The 21146-nt window shown below is 67.1% G+C and carries 17 protein-coding genes and 1 pseudogene; 8 read left to right on the top strand and 10 right to left on the bottom strand.

The window, feature by feature from the left end; all coding sequences use genetic code 11:
* Positions 1-95: 95 nt before the first annotated feature.
* From G6N41_RS26585 to G6N41_RS26600, 4 genes are all read right to left on the bottom strand, one after another.
* Positions 96-1166 carry a potassium channel family protein gene (locus G6N41_RS26585; protein ID WP_198966133.1) on the bottom strand — a complete coding sequence of 357 codons (1071 nt, stop codon included), beginning with the start codon at positions 1164-1166 and terminating at the stop codon, positions 96-98.
* A 61-nt stretch (positions 1167-1227) separates the two neighbouring features.
* On the bottom strand, positions 1228-4533 hold the full coding sequence (locus G6N41_RS26590; protein WP_198966134.1) for an ATP-dependent helicase: 3306 nt from the start codon (positions 4531-4533) through the stop codon (positions 1228-1230).
* Complete coding sequence (locus tag G6N41_RS26595; protein WP_198966135.1) at positions 4530-7691, bottom strand: PD-(D/E)XK nuclease family protein; 3162 nt, start codon at positions 7689-7691, stop codon at positions 4530-4532. Before G6N41_RS26595 ends, G6N41_RS26590 begins: the two co-directional genes overlap by 4 nt.
* A gap of 145 nt (positions 7692-7836) precedes the next feature.
* Positions 7837-8679 (bottom strand): DUF6159 family protein, encoded by an 843-nt coding sequence (locus G6N41_RS26600; protein ID WP_198966136.1) that lies wholly within the window; start codon positions 8677-8679, stop codon positions 7837-7839.
* Positions 8680-8848: 169 nt separating this feature from the next.
* On the opposite strand from G6N41_RS26600, the gene G6N41_RS26605 reads away from it, so the two are divergent.
* The 3 genes from G6N41_RS26605 to G6N41_RS26615 all read left to right on the top strand — a co-directional run bounded on the left by G6N41_RS26605 (position 8849) and on the right by G6N41_RS26615 (position 10231).
* On the top strand, positions 8849-9070 hold the full coding sequence (locus G6N41_RS26605; protein ID WP_198966137.1) for a hypothetical protein: 222 nt from the start codon (positions 8849-8851) through the stop codon (positions 9068-9070).
* A gap of 64 nt (positions 9071-9134) precedes the next feature.
* The gene (locus G6N41_RS26610) at positions 9135-9920 is read left to right on the top strand and encodes an alpha/beta fold hydrolase (protein WP_198966138.1); all 786 of its coding nucleotides are present in this window, start codon (positions 9135-9137) and stop codon (positions 9918-9920) included.
* A 2-nt stretch (positions 9921-9922) separates the two neighbouring features.
* Complete coding sequence (locus G6N41_RS26615; RefSeq protein ID WP_198966139.1) at positions 9923-10231, top strand: MGMT family protein; 309 nt, start codon at positions 9923-9925, stop codon at positions 10229-10231.
* Here the strand turns inward: G6N41_RS26615 and G6N41_RS26620 are convergent.
* A complete protein-coding gene (locus G6N41_RS26620; RefSeq protein WP_198966140.1) occupies positions 10228-11082 on the bottom strand; it encodes a TIGR02569 family protein in 855 nt (284 codons plus the stop codon). The two genes, G6N41_RS26615 and G6N41_RS26620, sit on opposite strands and share 4 nt — an antisense overlap.
* Positions 11083-11197: 115 nt before the next feature.
* Between G6N41_RS26620 and G6N41_RS26625 the strand changes: the two are divergent.
* Positions 11198-12072 (top strand): annotated as a pseudogene (locus G6N41_RS26625) (IS5 family transposase).
* A 10-nt stretch (positions 12073-12082) separates the two neighbouring features.
* On the opposite strand, the gene moeZ reads toward G6N41_RS26625, so the two are convergent.
* On the bottom strand, positions 12083-13264 hold the full coding sequence (moeZ, locus tag G6N41_RS26630; protein WP_036457396.1) for an adenylyltransferase/sulfurtransferase MoeZ: 1182 nt from the start codon (positions 13262-13264) through the stop codon (positions 12083-12085).
* A 172-nt stretch (positions 13265-13436) separates the two neighbouring features.
* The gene (locus G6N41_RS26635; RefSeq protein ID WP_020732182.1) at positions 13437-14462 is read right to left on the bottom strand and encodes a DUF3152 domain-containing protein; all 1026 of its coding nucleotides are present in this window, start codon (positions 14460-14462) and stop codon (positions 13437-13439) included.
* A 185-nt stretch (positions 14463-14647) separates the two neighbouring features.
* On the opposite strand from G6N41_RS26635, the gene G6N41_RS26640 reads away from it, so the two are divergent.
* Entirely contained in the window at positions 14648-15331 is a 684-nt protein-coding gene (locus G6N41_RS26640) for a TetR/AcrR family transcriptional regulator (protein ID WP_198966141.1), read from the top strand.
* Here G6N41_RS26640 and G6N41_RS26645 read toward each other — a convergent pair.
* Entirely contained in the window at positions 15328-15573 is a 246-nt protein-coding gene (locus G6N41_RS26645) for a DUF3107 domain-containing protein (RefSeq protein ID WP_020732180.1), read from the bottom strand. The genes G6N41_RS26640 and G6N41_RS26645 overlap by 4 nt on opposite strands.
* A gap of 14 nt (positions 15574-15587) precedes the next feature.
* Between G6N41_RS26645 and G6N41_RS26650 the strand changes: the two genes are divergently transcribed.
* The gene (locus tag G6N41_RS26650; RefSeq protein ID WP_198966142.1) at positions 15588-16568 is read left to right on the top strand and encodes an MmpS family transport accessory protein; all 981 of its coding nucleotides are present in this window, start codon (positions 15588-15590) and stop codon (positions 16566-16568) included.
* Positions 16569-16580: 12 nt separating this feature from the next.
* Here G6N41_RS26650 and G6N41_RS26655 read toward each other — a convergent pair whose 3' ends face one another.
* Entirely contained in the window at positions 16581-17276 is a 696-nt protein-coding gene (locus G6N41_RS26655; RefSeq protein WP_198966143.1) for a ferritin-like fold-containing protein, read from the bottom strand.
* 262 nt (positions 17277-17538) lie between these two features.
* Here G6N41_RS26655 and G6N41_RS26660 point away from each other — a divergent pair, with 262 nt between their 5' ends.
* Both G6N41_RS26660 and G6N41_RS26665 read left to right on the top strand, forming a co-directional pair.
* The gene (locus tag G6N41_RS26660) at positions 17539-19092 is read left to right on the top strand and encodes a DEAD/DEAH box helicase (RefSeq protein ID WP_198966144.1); all 1554 of its coding nucleotides are present in this window, start codon (positions 17539-17541) and stop codon (positions 19090-19092) included.
* A gap of 14 nt (positions 19093-19106) precedes the next feature.
* The gene (locus tag G6N41_RS26665) at positions 19107-20321 is read left to right on the top strand and encodes an Rv3212 family protein (RefSeq protein ID WP_198966145.1); all 1215 of its coding nucleotides are present in this window, start codon (positions 19107-19109) and stop codon (positions 20319-20321) included.
* Between the two features lie 22 nt (positions 20322-20343).
* Here the strand turns inward: G6N41_RS26665 and G6N41_RS26670 are convergent, their stop codons facing one another.
* The gene (locus G6N41_RS26670) at positions 20344-21144 is read right to left on the bottom strand and encodes a ParA family protein (RefSeq protein ID WP_198966146.1); all 801 of its coding nucleotides are present in this window, start codon (positions 21142-21144) and stop codon (positions 20344-20346) included.
* Positions 21145-21146 lie beyond the last annotated feature (2 nt).

Raw genomic sequence — 21146 nt, forward strand, 5'->3', positions numbered from 1 at the left:
ACCCGCTGCCCCCGGCTGCGCCGCGCTTGCGATCGCCACGCCGCCACCTTGGTGGCGACCCGCTGCCCCCGGCTGCGCCGCGCTTGCGATCGCCACTAGTGCCCCGTGTTGTGGATGTAGAGCAGGCGGTCGTTGGCCTCAATGGCGTCCACTTCGGGGGCGCCGATGCGCAGCAACTGGCCGCCACGTACGACACCGAGCACGATGTCGCGCAAATGACGCGGAGACCCACCGATCTCGCTTTGTTCGACCTCGCGTTCGGCGATGGCCAGCCCGGCATCCGGGGTGAGCAGATCTTCGATCATCTGGACGACACTGGGTGTGGTGGTGGCCAGCCCCAGCAGCCGGCCGGCGGTTTCGGAAGAAACCACCACCGAGTCGGCTCCCGACTGCTCGAGTAGGTGCTGGTTCTCGGCTTCTCGGATGGATGCCACGATCTGCGACTTGGGCGAAATCTCGCGAGCCGTCAACGTGACCAGCGCCGCGGTGTCATCGCGACTGGCGGCCACGATGATCGAGGCCGCGTGCTGGGCACCGGCCAACCGCAGCACATCGGATTTGGTGGCGTCACCGTGCACGGTGACCAACCCGGCCGCGGCGGCGCGGTCGAGGGCGCCCCGGTCGGTGTCGACAACGACGATCTCACCGGGAACGGCCTCGTCGCCGAGCATTGCGCTGATTGCCGTCTTGCCCTTGGTGCCATAGCCGATGACCACGGTGTGGTTACGCACTCTGCTCCTCCAACGCTGGATCTTCAGTGCCTGACGCGACGTTTCGGTGACAACCTCGAGCGTCGTCCCGACCAGCAAGATCAGAAACGCAATTCTCAGCGGTGTGATGATCAGGACGTTCGCCGCGCGAGCCAGTTCGGAAATCGGTGTGATGTCGCCATACCCGGTGGTCGACAGGGTCACCGCCGAGTAGTACAGGCAGTCCAAGAAGGACAGCTCATCACCCTGCGAATCGTGATACCCATCGCGATCCAGATAGACCGTGATAGCACCCGCCAGCAGCGCCGCCAGGGCGATCGTCACCCTGCGCGTAATGATGCGAGCAGGACTGGCCTGCCCTTGAGGAATACGCAGCACGCCGACAAGCGCGTAACTGGGCTGAGCGGTCAGTCTCTCGTCGAGACGCCTCAGCCGCCGCCAACTACCTTTCGCCACGGAAATCCGTCATCGGCTAACCCCAATGCACGACACAGGCACGAGAAACATGAAACCACGATTAGCAACTGCAAGGCGGATCGGAGTCGGCGAGCAGCTCAGCCAACGCCATCCCATCGGGCAGCTCATCGGGGATGACGGTGACTCCGGTGCGCACATAGTGAAAGGCGGTACGCACCGACGATTCGGGGCATCCGCGCAGGGCGGCCCACGCCATCCGGTACACAGCCAGCTGCACAGCGGCTTGCCGCATGGCTTCGGGCCCACGCGGCGGCTCACCGGTCTTCCAGTCGACGACGGTTGCGCCGCCATCGGGGTCTTCGAATACCGCGTCGATGCGGCCCCGCACCACGGTGTCGCCGACCGGCATTTCGAATGGCACCTCGACGGCGATCGGCGTGCGCGCCGCCCAATGCGATCCGGCGAAAGCCTCCTGCAACGGCGCCAGATCCTCGACTTGGCCCACATCGGAGTCGGCAGCACCCGGGAGGTCCCCCAAGTCGAACAGCAGCTCCGCGCCGTAGAACTGCTGTACCCATGTGTGAAAGGCATTGCCCAGCTGGGCATGCGGATCCGGCCGGGTCGGTAAGCGGTGCACCAACCGTTGCCTGGCCCCCACCGGGTCGCGGGCCAGCTCGACGAGCCCGCTCACCGACAACTGGTTCGGCAACGCTCGCGTCGGCGGCCCCACGGCACGCGCCCGCTCGGCCAACAGCGCATCGACGTCGGCGGTCCAGCCCTCGATATCGGCGACCACGGCACCGCCAGCGGGGGCCTCGACACCGGCATCGGCAGAGATCGCCTCCGCGACCAACCTGGCCCCACGCTCGACATCGCCGCGTCGCGTGGCCAACGGATCAGTTGGCCAAACCGCTTCGACGACGTCGTCCAGCAGCGGGTTCCGTTCACCAGCGGCCGGTGCCGGATCCCACTGATCCACCGTCCCGCAGGGATCGCCGGCCGCGGCCGACCGCTCGATGATGTCCTTGAGTTCGCACAAGAAGTCCGATGGTCCGCGCGGCTTCAGCCCGGTGGCCCCCCAGTGGTGACCCGATACCAGCACGTTGTCCTCGGCCCGGGTAACGCCGACGTAGAGCAACCGGCGCTCCTCATCGACGCGCCGCTGATCCAGCTGTTCCCGATGCGCGGAAATGGTGTCCGACAGCTGCTTTCGGTTGGTCACCGCCGAGGTATCCAGCACCGGGATGCCCAGCGCTCCCGCCGACGCCCGGTCCCCCCGAAGCAGCGGCGGCAACTCGCCCGGATCGGTGAGCCAACTGCTTCGCGACGCGGTCGACGGGAAAACACCTGCCGATAGATGTGCCACCGCCACCACCTGCCATTCCAGGCCCTTCGCGGCATGCACGGTGAGCACTTGAACTCGGTCCCGTGCCACCGTCAACTGGGCCGGCCGTAACCCGTTCTCTACCTCCGCCGCGACATCGAGATAGGCGAGCAGACCGTCCACCGATGCCTTGGTGGACAGGGCGCTACCAGCCGAGGTGGCGGCCCGCTCGGCGTAGTCGGCGACCACGTCGGCAAACGCATCGAGGTGCTCGGCACCGGCCCATGCCCCCGAAGCCGTCGCCGCGGCACGGACATCGCAATCCAGCCCAAGCACGCGTCGCACCTCGGCGACAAGATCCGGCAGCCAATGACCAAGATGCCCACGCAGGGCGTTCAATTCCGCTGCCAGCGCACCGATGCGCTCGTAGCCCGCCGGCGAGTACCAGTCGGCGGGGCCCGGGTCGCAGATGGCATCGGCCAGACACGCCGTATCGGTGTCCGGACCCGCCGCCGCCGCGACGGCGCCGGGAGAGGCCGATGCGCCCACCTGAGGACCGCCCACCAACGCGACCGCCCGTCGCCAAAGTGCGGCGACGTCGCTGCCGCCCAACCGCCAGCGCGGACCGGTCAACACTCGCATCGCCGCGGCCCCGGCCGTCGGGTCACCCACCAGTCGCAGCATCGCTACCAGGTCGGCCACCTCCGGAATGGACAACAGGCCGGCCAGCCCGACAACCTCAACCGGGATTCCCCGCGCAACCAGTGCATCGGCGATGGGTGCGGCGTCGGCGTTGCGGCGCACCAGCACCGCTGCCGTCGGCGGGCTCACCCCGTCGGCCGCCGCGCGCTGATAGTGACCCTGCAATTGGTCTGCGATCCAGTCCCGTTCGGCCTGCACATCGGCAAGTAGCGCACAACGAACCGTCCCGGCCGGCGCATCCGGGCGCGAACGCAGTGCATGTACGGCCACCGACCGCCGGCGGGCCTCCGCCGAGATCGCGTTTGCCAGGTGCAGTGCGCGCGGCGGGTTGCGCCAGCTGGTCCGCAGCTCCAGAACCGGTGCCGGGGCACCGTCGGACAGCGCGAAATCCGTGCTGAACCGGGGCAAGTTCGTCGCCGAGGCACCACGCCAGCCGTAGATCGACTGAATCGGATCACCGACTGCCGTCAACGCCAACCCGTCATCGACGCCGCCACCAAACAGTGCCGACAGCGCGATGCGCTGGGAGTGTCCGGTGTCCTGGTACTCGTCGAGCAACACGACGCGGTACCGGCTGCGCAGCTCCTCGCCGACCTGCGGGCACGTCGCTGCCAGCCGTGCGGCGGCAGCCATCTGCATTCCGAAGTCCATCACCTTGGCGGCGCGCATCCGCTCATGCAACGCGTCGAGCAAGGGCACCAGCTCGGCCCGCTCGGTCTGGGTGGCCAGCATCCGCAACAGCCACTGATTCGGGCCGCTATCGCGCTGGTTTGGGCCCGCCGGCAGGGCGTGCACCAGACGTTCCAGCTCGATGTGGGTATCGCGAAGCTGCCGGGTGTCAACCAGGTGCTCGGCGAGCTGGCCCCACAGCCGCAGCACCGTGGCGGTGAACGCCGCCGGGGTCTTCTGGGTGCACAGCTCTCCGCGATATCCGTTGACGACCTCGAACGCCAGCTGCCACAGCTCTGTCTCGCTGAGCAACCGGGTGTCGGGCTCGATGGGCAGCAACAAGCCGTGTTCACGCAGCAGTGAGCCGGCAAATGCGTGATAAGTGCTGACCGTGGGCGCACCCGCGGCTTCGCCGACGGCGACACCCGCGGTGGTACCTGCCAATCGGGCCAGCCGCGACCGGACGCGGCGCAGCAATTGGCCGGCAGCCTTGCGGGTGAAGGTCAAGCCCAACACCTGGCCTGGTTCGGCGTAGCCGTTGGCGACCAGCCAAACCACCCGGGCGGCCATCGTCTCGGTCTTGCCCGCTCCCGCGCCCGCGATGACAACCAACGGACCCGGAGGGGCGGCGATAACGGCGGCCTGCTCGTCGGTGGGCGGGAAAATTCCTAGCGCACTTGCTATCTCATCCGGGCTGTAGCGCGGGTTCATCGCGGCGACCGGTCGGTGTGGGCCGGACACGACGGCCGGATCGGGCAGTGCGAGCAGCCATCGTTGCGCCGAGCGATGAAGTGCGGCCCGGCCGCTGCCTCGGCAGCCTGACGGACCAGATTGCGCCACTGGTCACAAGCGGCCGACGTCAGTGGATCCTGATCCCGTTGGGCGGCACCGGCGGCCGCGATCTTGCCCGGATAGACCAGTCGCGCACCACCGGGCTCGGCACCGGCCTCCACCATCCCCTCGGCCACCGCAAGCTGATACATGGCCAGCTGGGCATTTTGCTGCGCGCCGTCCTTGCTGACTGGTGTCTTTGCGGTCTTGATGTCGACGATCACCAATCGCCCCGCACCGTCGCGCTCGAGCCGATCGACCCGTCCCCGCAGACGGATTGCGCCGCCGTCGTCGCGGGCCGCGTCCAGGACTCCATCAATGTCGATCTCGACTCCGACTTCGGTCAGTTCACTGCGCGTCTGCCCCCGCCACTCGACAAACGCCTGGATCATCGCTCGGTGCCGGGCAAGCTCGTTGCTCGAAAACCAATCCGCCTCGAACGGCAGGAGCTTCCATACCCGGGCCAGCTCGGCCAGCAGTTGCTCTTCACTTGCGCCCGGCTCGGCGATCAGCGCATGCAGCACCGAACCGATGGTGGCTCGCAGGTCACGCGGGTTGGTCCCACCATGACGTTCGGCCAGCCAACGCAGCGGACAGTCGTTGAGGGTCTGCAGGGTGGAGGGCGTCAGCGTGACAACATCGCCGGCGCTGTAGAGCGCAGCAGTCGTACTCACCGGGATCAGCCCGTGCCATCCCGCGGGATCGGCCCCCGCCACGCCGGCCTTGGCCAACCGAGCCAATTGTATTGCCGCACATTGCCGGGCAGCGTCGTCAACCGCGCCGTCCGGCGCGCAGACCACACCGCGCAATCTGCCCACCACCGCCGCGGCCGACAGCACGCGCGGCGCCGAAACCGGCGGCGCTGCGACGGCTTGGCTGTCCCCGTTGGCCCACTGCGCGATCTCGAAGAAGAATTCCGACAGAAGTGCGGCTTGCTGGCTACCTCCGCTCGTGTCGCCGTCGACGGCAGTCACCAGCAGTTGACGCCGGGCCCGGCCCATTGCCGCCAGCAACAGCCGGCGTTCCTCGGCCAGTAGCGGTGCCCGCGCCGAGGCATTGCCGCTGACGCCGTCGAGTTCATCAAGCAGGCGCTGCGTGGCCAGCACTCCCCCGCGTGGAATCGTGTTGGGCCACAAGCCGTCCTGTAATCCGGCGATGACCACCAGGTCCCATTCGTGACCGAGCGCCGCGTGCGCGCTGAGCACCCGGACCTGCTCGTTCTGTGCCACCGGCTCCTCGCTGACGCGAGGCAACTGCAGGGCGGCAACGTGCTCGAGGAGTCCGCTCAGTGATGCGCCCGACGTGCGCGAGACGTACTGGTCGGTGATGTCGAACAAGGCCGTTACCGCTTCGAGGTTGCGGGTCGCCTGGACACCGGCCGGGCCGCCGCGATCGATGGCTGCGAGCCAGCGATTCTGCAGACCCGACCGATGCCATGCGGCCCACAGGATGTAGCGCGGGTCTTGGCCCGCACGGTGGCATCGCGTTGCCGCGGCCAATACGGCACGCACCCGCCGTAGCGGCCCAAACTGTGGGTTTGACCCCGCCGACGCGACTGCAGGGCGCCCATCCTCGGACAACGTCGCGACCAGCAAGTCCCCGAAATCCTCTGGCGAACGACCGGCGACGGTGCGCCGCAGGGTGCGGCGCAGCTGCCGCAGCGTGACGGGGTCCACGCGGCCGATGGGTCCGGTGATCAGTGCCAGCGCCTGATCGGCGTTGAGCCCTTCGGCGGTCGCAGCCAGAACCGTGAGCAGCGCGCCTACCGCGGGTTCCTCGGCCAGTGATCCCCCGATTGGGGGTATCGACACCGGAACACCCGCGGCCGCCAGCGCCCGCGGCAGCCGGGCGGCGACCCGGGGTACCGACCTGACGATCACCGCCATCTGCGACCACGGAACTCCGTCGACCAGATGTGCTCGTCGCAGCGCATCGGCGATCGCCGCGGCCTCCGCATGCGCCGTGGCGGCCAGGCGCACGGTGACCGACCCGTCCTCGGTTCCGGTGCCATCGATGTGGCGACCGGCACTGCCGCCCGGCAGCCGGCGGGCGATGCCGCTGACGGCGCGCGCCACGGCGGGGGCACAGCGATGCGACGTCGTCAAGGTCACCGCCGGACCGCCGTCCAGCGGGCCGCCCAGCAATCCGGCGGGCTCACCGCCGCGAAAACCGAACACCGCCTGGTTGGGGTCGCCAGCGATCAAGGCGAACTCGGCACCGGCCGCCAGCGCCTGAACCAGCCGGGCCGCCTGCGGATCGAGTTGCTGAGCGTCGTCAACCAGTAAGAACCGCAGCCGCGCACGTTCGGCGGCCAGCAAGTCGGGATCGCTGGCGAAGGCCTCCAGTGCGCTCCCGACCAGTTCGGCGGCACCCAATGCCGGTGCGGTGGCTTGTGGCGTCGCCGTCCCGACCGCCGCGCGCAACAACATCACCTGCTCGTACTGTCGGGCGAATCGGCCGGCGGCGGCCCATTCGGGGCGTCCGCTGCGACGGCCCAGCCGCTCCAACTCCATTGGGTCTACCCCGCGTTCGGCGCAGCGTGCCAGCAGGTTTCGGAGCTCGGTCGCGAATCCCGCGGTCGTCAGGGCGGGCAGCAGGTGTCGCGGCCAGGCCGACCTGGCGCTCGGTCCGTCTTCGAGGTCCCCGGCAAGCAGTTCCCGAATCATGGCGTCCTGTTCGGCGCTGGTCAGCAGCCGCGGCGGCGCATCGCCGGTGCGTTCGGCCGCCCGCTGCAGCACCGCGTAGGCGTAACTGTGCACGCTACGCACCAACGGCTCACGGACCGCGGCGCGGCCGGTCACGGTGGTGTGTGAGCGCAGTAGCGCCGTGGTCAACGAGCTGCGTGCCCGCATCCCCATCCGGCCGGAACCGGTAAGCAGCAGAACCGATTCCGGATCGGCACCCGCGGTGATATGAGCGATTGCCGCCTGTACCAGCAAGGCGCTCTTCCCGGTGCCGGGACCACCCAGGACCCGCACCAGTCCCCGTGACCCCGGCGTCAGCAGCTCCCGCGTCTCGGCACCCCAGCTCAGTGACATGACGGCATGCAATCACAGGGGTCTGACAAGGTTGGCCCGGCTGATGGCGGCCAAGGCGCCGGATCGGACCAAATTCGCTAGTGCATAGGTGGTTTCAGGTACAAAGCGGACCGCGGTGCGGCCAAGCCGACTCGGCAGGGTTCGGCTAGCGCCGCTCGAACGCCGCCTGCAGCAGCCCCGCGTCGAACCCGCTCGGCGCCTGGCCGGAAACGGCGTACTGGTAAACCGCAACGCGGAAGATCTGGCCCAGCGCACTCGAGATCAGCGAGACGACAATGATGCAGGCGACCGCGATCGCCACCACCGCGGCGGCCAGCACCGGCTGATTGACCGCAAGCAGCGCGATGGCACCCCCCACGCCGGTGAGCACGATCATGATGCTGACCAGCCAGATGATCACCGTGATGGTGGCGGCCCCGGTTGCGCTTTCACCCCACCGCGCCTTGACGACGGTCGCCGAACGTTTCAGGGATTCGATCGGCCCGCTGCCCTCGAGCGCCACGACTGGGATCACGAAAAACGTTGCGATGGCCCAAGCGGCTCCGGTCAGCCAGACCGCGATCTTGCCCAACAGCGGCATCCGTTCTTCAAGGGCCCGCAGGATCAGCCCAACCGTGGTGGCCACCAGAGTCCAGCCCAGGATCGGGCCGATGCGGTGCATCGCGGCCCTGACCCCATCGCTGACCTTGGTGTCCTCACCGCGCATGGAACGCACCGCGCAAGCGGCCAGTGCCACGTTGAAGAAGATGGCGATGAAAGTGGACACGTACGCCGTTGCCAAGCTGGCGATGTAGAAGACCGGGTCATGCTCGTCGATGTATTGGCCGTCAAACACTCCCCGCAGGATCAGCGTCGGCGCCCAGATGGCGACCACGGCCAGGAACGCCAAAAGCGTGGAAAGAAGTGGGAACAGCATCAGCGACAGGTCGCCTTTGAGGATTCGCCAGCTCTGCCCGGTCAGCGCCCAGCCGCGCTTGATGCTGTCCATTGCTGCTCCCGGTGGATTTCGGCTCGCTCCGCGCCGTCAGATGTGAAAAGTTCGCTGGCGCGCACTGTGAACGGCTATCGTAGCCCGCGGCAACAGCAACGGCGACGGGCATCAGGTCAGGCCGATTAAGCTGGCTTGATGCCGGATGTCTACGGCAGGAGTATCGATCATGAACAATGCCGACAACAATGCGGACGTAGTAGGTACACCCGATCCCGTGCCTCAAGGTGATGCCGCCGAACAGAGCATTCCGGCCGGTTTCGACGAAGAGCCGGGGTTGGACACCGAGTACCTGAGCGACGCCGGGGACCGCGATGCCAACGAAGCCGATGTGATCGATCAGTCCTACATCGTCGCGACCTCCGACGACGACTTGGGCGCTGACCGCTGATCGGTGTTTTTGCCGCGCACCTCCCTCGAGGGGCGACTCGGGCTCGACCTGGCACCATCGACACGTGAGCACCGACCTGCACGTGCACCGCTATGGCCCCGAGGGACCCGTGCGGGTGCTGACCATCCATGGCGTCACCGAGCATGGCCAGTCCTGGGAATACCTGGCCGGCTACTTGCCCGAAGTCAGCATCGCCGCACCGGATTTGCTGGGCCACGGCAGATCGTCGTGGGCCGCGCCATGGAGCATCGATGCCAACGTTTCGGCATTGGCCGCATTGCTCAAGGATCAAGCCGACGGGCCGGTAATGGTGGTTGGGCACTCCTTTGGCGCGGCGGTGGCTCTGCAACTGGCCGCGGCACATCCGGACCTGCTCGCAGCGCTGATCCTGCTTGATCCCGCGGTCGGTTTGGATGGTTCACGGGTGCGCGAGGTGGTCGACGCCATGGTGGCCTTCCCCGACTACACCGACCCGGCCGAGGCGCGAATGGAGCGGGCATACGGCGCGTGGGCGGACGTGGATCCCGCGGTGCTCGACGCCGAACTCGACGAGCACCTCATCACCCTGCCGAACGGGCGGTACAGCTGGCGAATCAGCCTGCCCGCCATGGTGTGCTACTGGAGTGAGCTCGCCCGCGACGCCGCGCTGCCTCCCCCGGGAATCGCGACCACGCTGGTGCGGGCGGTGCGTGCCGATCCGCAGTACGTCAGCGACGAACTCATCGCGGCCCTGCGGGAACGGCTGGGAGCCGACTTCGCCCTGCGGGAATTCGAGTGCGGACACATGGTTCCCCAGGCCAAACCCACTGAAGTCGCCACACTGATCCGCGAACAGCTGAAAACACCCTGACCATGGCCCCCGTCACCGACGAGCAGGTCGAGCGGGTCCGCCGGCTGGTCGCAGCGATTCCGTCGGGCAGGGTAGCCACCTATGGTGATATCGCCTCTGCCGCCGGGCTTTCCAGCCCCCGCATCGTCGGCTGGATCATGCGTACCGACTCGGTCGATCTGCCGTGGCACCGGGTGATCACTGCCTCCGGGCGTCCGGCCCGACACCTGACCAGCCGCCAACTCGAGCTGCTGCGCGTGGAAGGGGTGCTCAGCGTGGACGGCAAGATCGCGCTGGATCAGGTGCGCTACGAATTCCCGCGCGGTTGCTAGAGCAACATCCGGATCAGCCCAGCGGTGCGGGCCAGACCCGGAAATGCCTCACTGGTAGAGCGGGGATGCAGCGCATGCACAGCCAGACGGAACATCAAGGCACGCAATAGCATTTGCGGCCATTCCGGCAGAGCACCCCACCGTTCGATGAGTCCGTCGTCGGCATCGCCCCAGGCCAGCGCGTCGATGACAACCACTCCGGCGGCCCAGGACGCGGGCCGCCAATACGGTGTGATGTCGGTGATCCCCGGCGGAGCCGTTCCGGCGAACAGCACGGTGCCGTAGAGGTCCCCATGCACCACCTGATTGGGGCTGCGCATCGGTTTGCGAAGCGTCGCGAGGTGATTGACGAGTTCGATCGACTGCTCTGTGTCCTCGGTCATCTGGGTCGGGCGGGCCCCGGGCGGGATCGATTGCAGGGGTCGCTCCTCCCACGCGGCGCGGTCGGCGACGATGAAAACGTCGACCTCCGCCCACGGCGTGGCGGGCCCCTGGGTCAAAAACCGCGGCCGTTCCAGCTTGCTGGTGGCCTCGTGCAGTCGCACCGCCGCCGAAACGACCTCATCGTGGCGCGGCTCCGGTGTTCCGGCCACGAATGTATCTGCCCGCCAGCCGGAAACCACGTACCGCCCGTCGGTGGAACGGACCGGTCGGGCCAGGCGCACGCCGTCGACGAAGAGGGTCTCGCGTACCCGGGCCGACCAGGCCGCCCGGGCATTCTCTGCCACCATCGACAACACGACTTCACCGCACCGCCAGCCGCCTTCCCAGCTGGCGCCCAAAGAGGCGGGCTCCACACCGGTCAAACCAAATGCCGCCAACACGTGCTCGGGCGGTGGCTCGACACTCACGGCAGTCAGCCTAGTGGAGGCCCCGCGGGGCGCTGGGCCTGTATCCGGCTTAGAAGACATCCGGCTTAGGGCGTGTCTGCTTAATGTGAATGGTGTTTTGGCTGATGCTGTTTGGGTGATGCGGACGCATGCGATTTCTGATGATTTGTGGTCGCTGATCGTGGCGGTGTTGCCTGCGGGGCGGCGGCGTGGCCGGCCGTGGAACGATCATCGACGTACTCTGGAGGGCATTATCTGGCGTTACCGTACGGGATCTCCGTGGCGTGACCTGCCCGAGCACTTCGGTCCCTGGCAATCGGTGGCCGAGAGGCATCTACGCTGGTCGGTCGATGGCATCTACGCGCGGATCTTCGCGGCGATCGCCTCTGACCTCGACGCCGAGGACGCCGACCTGGGCGCACTGTTGTCGGTCGATTCGACCAGTGTGCGCGCCCACCAACACGCAGCCGGAGCGCGCACCGGGCGCCGCACAGGGCGGATCTGTCGAATTACAAGAAATATCTCCATGAGCCCGATGACCACGCCATTGGGCATTCCCGCGGCGGGCTGACTACCAAGATCCACGCCTTGACCGACCAGCTGTGCAGTCCGGTCACCCTGGCACTGTCGGCCGGTCAAGCCGGTGATAATCCGATGCTTTGGCCACTGCTGGCCGCCCGGTGCAGCAACTCATACGCCCCGTTTCACCTGCTGGCGGACAAGGCGTACTCCCATGACTCGACGCGGGCACAGCTGCGCCGGCTCAAGATCGCCCATACCATCCCCGAGCGCAGCGACCAGATCACCCGCCGCAAAGCCAAAGGCCGCAACAGAGGACGGCCTCCGGGGTTCTCAGGCCGAATCTACAAGCACCGCAACACCGTCGAGCGAAGCTTCAACCGGCTCAAACACTGGCGCGCGGTCGCCACCCGCTACGACAAATACGCCCTGACCTACCTCGGCGGTGTCACCCTGGCCGCCATCATCACCTACCACCGCGTCCGCAATTAGCAGACAGGACCTAGTACATCACCATGTCGGGCTGCATCTGATTGGCCCAGGCCACGATCCCGCCCTGCAGGTGGACCGCATCGGCGAAACCGGCCTTCTTCAACGCGGCCAACGCCTCGGCCGACCGCACGCCGGTTTTGCAGTACAGCACCGTGGTGCGGTCTTGGGGCAGCTTCGCCAGGCCCTCACCGGTGCTGATCAACGACTTGGGGATCAGCTGAGCTCCGTCGATGTGCACGATGTCCCACTCCACTTGCTCGCGCACGTCGATCAGGGCCAGCTTCTTGCCGGAGTCGATCATCGCGCGCAGTTCTTGCGGGGTGATGGTGGAGTCGCTGGCGGCCCTGGCGACGTCGTCGGAGACCACGCCACAGAACTGCTCGTAGTCGATCAGCGCGGTGATCTTCGGCGTCGCCGGATCCTTGCGAATCCTGATCGTGCGGTAGGTCATCTCCAACGCGTCATAGATCATCAGCCGGCCCAGCAGTGTCTCTCCGATCCCGGTGATCAGCTTCACCGCCTCAGTGCCCATCACCGACGCGATGGAGGCACAGATGATGCCCAGCACCCCGCCTTCGGCACAGGAAGGCACCATTCCCGGCGGCGGCGGTTCGGGGTAGAGGTCTCGGTAATTGAGCCCCAGCCCGCCCGGGGCGTCCTCCCAGAACACCGATACCTGGCCCTCAAACCGGTAGATGGAACCCCACACATAGGGTTTTCCGGCCAGTACCGCGGCATCGTTGACCAGATAGCGGGTGGCGAAGTTGTCGGTGCCATCGATGATCAGGTCGTAGTGGCCAAACAGGTCGACCGCGTTGTCGGCTTCCAGCCGGAACTCGTGCAACCGGACCTCGATCAGGGGGTTGATCGCGACGATCGAGTCACGCGCCGACTGGGCTTTGGAGCGCCCGACGTCGGCGACGCCGTGAATGATCTGGCGCTGCAGGTTCGACTCGTCGACGACGTCGAAGTCGACGATGCCGATGGTGCCCACACCCGCGGCAGCCAGGTACAACAATGTGGGCGAACCCAGCCCTCCGGCACCGATCACCAGGACCCGCGCGTTCTTGAGTCGCTTCTGCCCGTCAACGCCCAGATCGGGGATGATCAGGTGGCGACTGTAGCGGGCCACCTCTTCGCGGCTCAGCGTTGCGGCGGGCGCAACCAGGGGCGGCAATGCTGTCGTGGACACCGAACATCTCCTCGGCAATCATGGCGGTTCAACGCCGATACGCGTTGCCCAACCAATCACAGCAGGTACCCGGGTGAGCGGCAACGATGCGCAATAGTGTTCAACAGCCAAACCGTCGGCGCAATTTCGGCACGCGGATCGGCGCCGAAGGACGGTGACGCCCCCGCCGCTCTCAGGCGATTGGGTAGGGCCAGGGATTGAAATGACAGGTCTTGCCATCTGCCTTGACGAATTCGGGATCGAACGGCGCGGCCTCGTCATCCGACGTCGAGAAGGTCTGCTGCATCATCACCGGGGCCAGGCCGCCAGGCTTCTCGCACGCCTCGTGCCGCAGGTACCCGATGGCGTGACCGACCTCGTGATTGATCACGTACTGCCGGTAGGAACCGATATCGCCCTCGAACGGTACGGCGCCACGCACCCAGCGGGCTTCGTTGATGAAGACCCTGGCCTGCCGGTCCGGGCCGTAGGACGGGTTGTAGCAGGACGTTTCCAACGGAAATTCGTAGCCACATCCTTCACGCACGGTGACCGGGGACACCAGCGAAATGCGGAAGTCGGGCTTTCCGGAATCAATCCGCATGAATGCAAATTGCGGATCGTGCGTCCACCCCTTGGGATTGGCCAGCGTCTGGTCAATCATCTGGGCGAACGCATCGTCGCCGCCGTACATCGTCGGGTCCAGGCCGTTCTCGACTTCGACGGTGTACCTGAACACCTTGCCGGTGCCCTGCCCCACCTGCGGTGTCGTACCCGGGACCACCCGCCAAGTCTTGTCCCCCGCCTGGGTGTAGGGACCGCCGGCCGGCAGCGTTCCGGCGGGCAGATTCGCGTCGAATGCGGCCAGACCACGTGGCGGCGTGTCGATGATCGAAGTGCCGACCGAACCAATGTCGGGCGTGTCATGAACCGCCTCGGCCGCCGCCGGCTTCGGCGACGTGGTCCCGGTGACCGTCTGATAGCCGACGACCACGGTGAGCACCATCAGAACCGGTAAGGCATAGGCCCGCCACCCGTAGGTCGACACAAAACGCCCCAGCCAGCTTTGTTTGCGCCACTGGCGCGGCCGGTCCCGATCGACGCGGGCTCGCCCGGCCGCCTGGCCGAGGGGGTCACGTTGGGCCCGCAGCGGCTCTCGCCACTCATCACGCAGCACAGGTACCTGACCGGAGCTGCGCGACGGGCGCGGATGCGTCATTTTCCCAGGATGGCACAGCCGTCGCCGGGTAGACCCCTGGCACGCCCGAATGGACCGTCCGACTACTATCCACCGGCACCGATAGCGTCCAGTAAGGATCGACCCGGCGGCGCGGGTAGTAATGTCGTTGCGACAAACAGTGCGGCCGCGGGGTTGGCAAGTGGCCGACAAGCAGATGAGGACCGATGAGCGATCTCGCCAAGGCGGCGCAGCACCGCGCCGTCAGATCAGCCGACCGCGTGCGGTCGACTGAGGGCGCGACCCCCAAAGCGCGCGGTAACCGACTGCCCCGCGACGAGCGACGCGGCCAGCTGCTCGTCGTCGCCAGCGACGTTTTCGTCGACCGCGGCTACCACGCGGCCGGCATGGACGAGATCGCCGAACGGGCGGGCGTCAGTAAACCTGTTCTTTACCAACACTTTTCGAGCAAGATCGAACTCTATCTGGCGGTACTGAATCGGCACGTGGACAAGCTGGTGGCCGGGGTACAGCAAGCTCTGCGCACGACCACCGACAACCGGGGACGGCTTTATGCCGCGGTTCAGGCGTTCTTCGACTTCATCGAGCACGACAGCCAGGGTTACCGACTGATCTTCGAAAACGACTACGTCACCGAACCCGAGGTCGCCGCGCAAGTGCGGGTTGCCACCGAATCCTGCATCGACGCGGTGTTCGCCCTGATCAGCGCCGATTCCGGGCTGGACCCGCACCGAGCGCGGATGATCGCGGCAGCCCTGGTCAGCATGAGCGTCGACTGTGCCCGATACTGGCTGGACTCCGACAGGCCGATCTCCAAGTCGGATGCCATCGAAGGCACCGTGCAGTTCGCCTGGGGCGGACTGTCGCACGTGCCGCTGGCTCGGTCTTAGCTGCGCGCGGCTTCCGCGCCGACCCCGAAGCCGACCCGGCGGGCGTCGGCGACTCCGATCTCGACATAAGCGATCTTGGCGGCGGCGACCAAGAACCGACGACCCCGCTCGTCGTCCAAGCTCAACAGGCCCGAGTCATCACGCAGCGCTGCACTGACGAGTTCTTCGACCTCACCGGGCGTCTGCGCGCTGGCGAACACCAGCTCGCGCGGACTGTCCGTGATTCCGATCTTGACCTCCACGGGGGCCCCTTCCGTTGGTACTGCGTCGCAGACGTATCAGCAGCAGGCTAGTGGACGCGTTCGAGGCGCCGCACATCGGCCTGTCGGCCCGTACCAGCAGGTCACGGCTAGCAGATTGGTTCATCACAATTGGGTCTAACCTGGCCCGACACGCCATCGCAGCCCTGAAGCGGCACCGTCGCGCAGATACCATCGGCCCCATCAGCAACTCAGCTCACACCCAGTACGACACCGTCCGGGACGTCGAGGACTACCCGGACGATGAGAGCTATGGCGGCTACAGCGACTACGGCTACCAAGACAGCCAAGACGACCAAGACGAATACCCAGACAGCTATGCGGACCTCGCCTGGCCGGCGGATCGCCGGTGGCGCCCCGTCACCGCGGTCCTGGGCGTCGTGGTGGCCCTGGGCGCCATCACGACCGCGCTCGTGATCAATAGTGGCGACAGCGCGACCACCAAGGGCAAGGTTGGCGTTCCGACGCCGCGGACAGTCATCTCTACGACACCGCGCACCACTGCGCCCTCAGCGCCACCGCGGACGGCCCCCTATCCCAGCACCAGCACCAGGCCAGGCCCCGGCACCTCCGCGTCCCAACTCCCCCCGGAAACCTTCACAACGGTGACACCACCGGGCGCAGCGCCGACGTGGCCGCCCACCGCCGTGGCACCGCTGCCGGGCATGCAGCCGCTACCCGTCGAACCCCCCTCGGCCGCGCTGAATCCGCGCACCGTCATCTATCGGGTGACCGGAACCAAGCAGCTCCTGGACATGGTGAACATCGTCTACACCGACGCACGCGGCTTCCCCGTCACCGAGTTCAATGTGGCCCTGCCCTGGACCAAGATGGTGGTCTTGAACCCGGGCGTACAGACCGAGTCGGTGGTCGCGACCAGCATCTACGGCCGTTTGAACTGCACGATTGTCAACGCGCAGGGACAGCTGGTGGTGGCGTCCACCAACACGTCGATCATCGCGACGTGCACCCGCTAGCGCCGAGGGCAGTCAGCCGAGGCCGAGCTCACTCATCCGCTTGTCGTGCGTCTGCTGCAGACGTTCGAAGAACGTGCCGAGCTGGCTGAGACCACCGGTGCCGGCGACCACCAGGTCGACCAGCTCGTCGTGGTCGGCCAGCAGGAACTGGGCCTGCGTGATGGCCTCTCCCAACAGACGACGCGACCACAGCGCCAGCCGACTGCACTGTTTCCCGCTGGTTGTCACCGCGGCACGCACCTCGGCGACAACGAACTGAGAGTGGCCGGTCTCGGCCAAAGCCGCCCGGACCACGTCCGCAACTTCATCGGGCAGCCCGCCCGCGATCTGCAGGTAGAGATCGGCGGCCAGTGCGTCACCCACATAGGTCTTCACCAAGGCTTCCAGCCACGTACTCGGCGTGGTCAGCCGGTGGTAATTCTCCAGCGGCGAGACGTACTTGGACATGGCCGGCACCACATCGGCACCGCGCCGTTCCAGCGCGTCCCGCAACAGCTCGTAATGCCCCATCTCAGCCGACGCAATGCTCGCCATCGAAATACGTCCCCGCAGGTCCGGGGCCATCCGCGCCTCGTCGGTCAGCCGGTAGAAGGCGGCAACCTCGCCATAGGCCAGCAATGCGAACAACTCGTTGACGCCGGGGTGATCCGCCGATAGCTGTGGCCCGGTCGAATCGGCCACCTGATCGGCGGATGAGGGCGAAGTCATGGCAACACTCTAGTCGGCGAGAACGACGGAAAGCCGGTGGCCGTGAGCCGACCAGCTATGATGAAGGTTAGGTAGCGGCCGTATGTTTGTGCTGCCGCTACCAGTGCAATGTGCGTGCACGTAGCTGGCCCCGCCCAGACGAGCAGTGGGCCGGCGACTCGGCGACGTATCGGAGTCGGAAACTCGTGCGCGCGATGAACCGCGATTGAGATGACCGACCAATAAATACCGATACTGTCACCGAAAGGCTCTTTACTCCCGTATGACTGCGCTGAAAAGCACAACCGAAACAACCCCAAAAACATTTGCTGAACTTGGAGTTCGCGACGAAATAGTACGCGCACTGGGCGAACGGGACATCGAGTGTCCTTTCGCTATCCAAGAACTCACCCTGCCGCTGGCACTGGCCGGAGACGATCTGATTGGCCAGGCCCGTACGGGCATGGGCAAGACCTTCGCGTTCGGCGTGCCGCTGCTGCAGCGGGTCAGCTCCGGAACCGGCGTGCGACCGCTGACCGGCGCCCCCCGCGCCTTGGTCGTGGTCCCCACTCGCGAGCTGTGCTTGCAGGTCACCGAGGACCTGGCGGTGGCCGCCAAGTACCTCACCGCCACCACCGAGACCGGCGACCAGCGCCCGCTGTCGGTGGTCTCGATCTATGGCGGACGCGCCTACGAGCCGCAGATCGAGGCCCTACGGGCCGGCGCTGACGTCGTGGTCGGCACCCCCGGCCGGCTGCTCGACCTGAGCCAGCAGGGCCATCTACAGCTGGGCGGATTGTCCGTGCTGGTCCTCGACGAAGCGGACGAGATGCTCGACTTGGGCTTCCTACCCGATATCGAGCGCATCCTGCGCCAGATTCCCGGGGACCGGCAGTCGATGCTGTTCTCGGCGACCATGCCAGACCCGATCATCACGCTGGCGCGGACCTTCATGATCCAGCCCACCCACATCCGGGCCGAGGCGCCACACTCCCTGGCCGTGCACGACACCACCGAGCAGTTCGTCTACCGCGCCCACGCCCTGGACAAGATCGAGCTGGTCACCCGGATACTGCAGGCCCGGGAGCGGGGCGCGACAATGATCTTCACCCGTACCAAGCGCACCGCGCAGAAGGTTGCCGACGAGCTGAACGAGCGAGGTTTTGCGGTCGGCGCCGTCCACGGTGACCTCGGACAGGTGGCCCGCGAGAAGGCCCTCAAGTCCTTCCGCAGCGGCACCGTCAACGTGCTGGTGGCCACCGATGTCGCGGCGCGCGGTATCGATATCGACGACGTCACCCACGTCATCAACTACCAGTGCCCCGAGGACGAGAAGATGTACGTCCACCGCATCGGGCGCACGGGCCGGGCCGGCCGCACCGGCGTCGCCGTCACGCTGGTGGATTGGGACGAACTGCCCCGCTGGACGATGATCGACAAGGCATTGGGCCTGGGCTCACCGGACCCGGCCGAGACGTACTCCAGCTCGCCACATCTCTACACCGAGCTGTCGATCCCGACCGACGTCGCTAGCACCGTGGGCCCGCCGAGCAAGTCCGGGTCCAAGCCCCGCGCCGCGGACAAACAAGACGGCCAGCAGAGCGAGAAGTCGGGGCGCACGCGCTCGGACTCTGCGCGCCGGCGGCGCACCCGCGGCGGCAAGCCGGTCACCGGACACCCCGCCACCACGCCGGTGGCCAGTGGCGAGACGGCCACCGAGACGGGGTCGGGTTCCCGTGCGACCTCTCCATCAGGCAACGCCGGGGCCACCCGGCGCTGTCGCCGCCGTCGCAAGCCTGCCGGCGTCCATGACAACGCCGCCGCATCGGCTAACTGAGCCTGCACCCACGCATGGTGAAGCCGGAACGGCGCACCAGGGGTGACATCCTGGCCGCCGCAGCGATCGTGGTGGTCATCGCACTCGTCACGTTGCTGATCTGGTGGACCAGTGATGCGCGGGCGACCGTAAGCCGGCCGGCCGCCGCTCCGGCGCCCAACCCCAGCCCCGCCCGGGAGGTGCCGGGCACGCTCAAGCAGCTCTGGACGGCGGACAGCCCGGCCACCCGCGTCCCGGTGGTGGCGGGCCGGACGGTGGCCACCGGCGCGGGACGCCTGGTGGAAGGGCGGAACCCGACCACCGGTGAGACGCTGTGGAGCTACTCGCGCGACACCGACCTGTGCGGCGTGAGCTGGGTGTATCGCTATGCCGTCGCGGTGTACCGCGATGATCGTGGTTGCGGCCAGGTGAGCACCATCGACGGATCGACCGGTCGTCGCGGACCCGCCCGCAGCAGCTACGCGGACCCACAGGTGCGCCTGTCCTCCGATGGCACCACGGTGCTATCGGCCGGCAGCACCCGCCTGGAACTGTGGCGGTCCGACATGGTTCGGATGCTGTCCTACGGCGAGACCGACGCCCGGGTGAAACCGGCGAACCGGGGCCTGCACTCCGGATGCACGCTGGAGTCCGCCGCGGCGAGCTCTTCGGCGGTCTCCGTGCTCGAAGCCTGCCAGGACCAGGCGGACCTGCGGCTGGTGCTGCTGCGCCCGGGCAAGGAAGAAGACGAACCCGAGCAACGGATTGTGCCCGAACCCGGGATTCGCGCCGGGTCGGGCGCACGGGTGCTGATCGTCTCGCAGAACAACACCGCGGTGTACCTCCCGTCGCCTCAACCCCACGTCGAGGTGATCGATGAAACCGGCACTACCACGGCAAGCACCTTGCTGCCCGGTGCGCCGTCACCGGCGGCCGTGGTGTCCCAGACCGGTAACCTGGTGACCTGGTGGACCGGCGATGCGTTGCTGGTCTTCGACACCGGAAAATTGACCCAGCGCTACACCATCGCCGCCGGTGACACAGCCGCGCCCCTGGGCCCGGGCGTGATGATGGCGGGCCAGCTGCTGGTACCGGTCACCGGCGCCGTGGGGGTCTACAACCCGGTCAGCGGCGCCAGCGTCCGCTACATCCCGGTGGACCGGCAGCCGAACACCTCGGCGGTGGTCCCGGTCGTGGTGGGTTCCACGGTGATCGAGCAGCGCGGCGACGCCGTGGTGGCACTTGGCTGACCGCCGGTGTGCCCGGGCGCGGCTAGGGCTCGACCGAGAAGGTGGGCAGGGGCTTGCCGGTCTTCCAATGTTTGAGCAGTGCCTGCGCCAGCTCGCGATAGGCCAGCGCGCCCTTGTTCTTGCGTCCGGCCAGCACCGACGAACCCGACGCGGTGGCTTCGGCGAATCGCACGGTGCGTGGGATCGGTGGCGCCAGCACCGCCAGGCTGTACCGATCGGCGACGTCAAGCAGCACGTCGCGGGTGTGGGTGGTACGCGGGTCGTACAGCGTCGGCAAGGCGCCCAGCAACCGTAGGTCTGGATTGGTGATCTGCTGCACGTCGGCGACCGTGCGCAGGAACTGCCCCACGCCGCGGTGCGCCAGCGTCTCGCATTGCAGCGGGACGATGACCTCGACGGCGGCCGTCAACCCGTTGAGCGTGAGCACACCCAGCGACGGCGGGCAGTCGATGATGACGACGTCGAACTCGTCCGACAATTTGGCCAGCGCCCGTTTGAGCGCATACTCACGACCGGCCCGCATCAACAACATCGCCTCGGCACCGGCCAAGTCGATGTTGGCCGGCAGCAGCGTCATTCTCTCCATCGTCGTCACCAATGCGGCGCTCGGCTCGACTTCCCCGAGCAACACCTCATGCACCGACACCGTCAGTTTGTCGGGGTCGTGGCCCAGCGAGAAGGTCAGGCACCCCTGCGGATCCAAATCGACCAGCAGCACCCGCTGCCCCTTATCCACCATTGCCGCACCGAGCGAGGCCACCGTCGTCGTCTTGGCCACCCCGCCCTTCTGGTTGGCCACCGCCAGTACCCGGATCTCTGTCACAG

Origin of the sequence: Mycobacterium shottsii, assembly GCF_010728525.1 — a bacterium.
Classification (GTDB): domain Bacteria; phylum Actinomycetota; class Actinomycetes; order Mycobacteriales; family Mycobacteriaceae; genus Mycobacterium; species Mycobacterium marinum.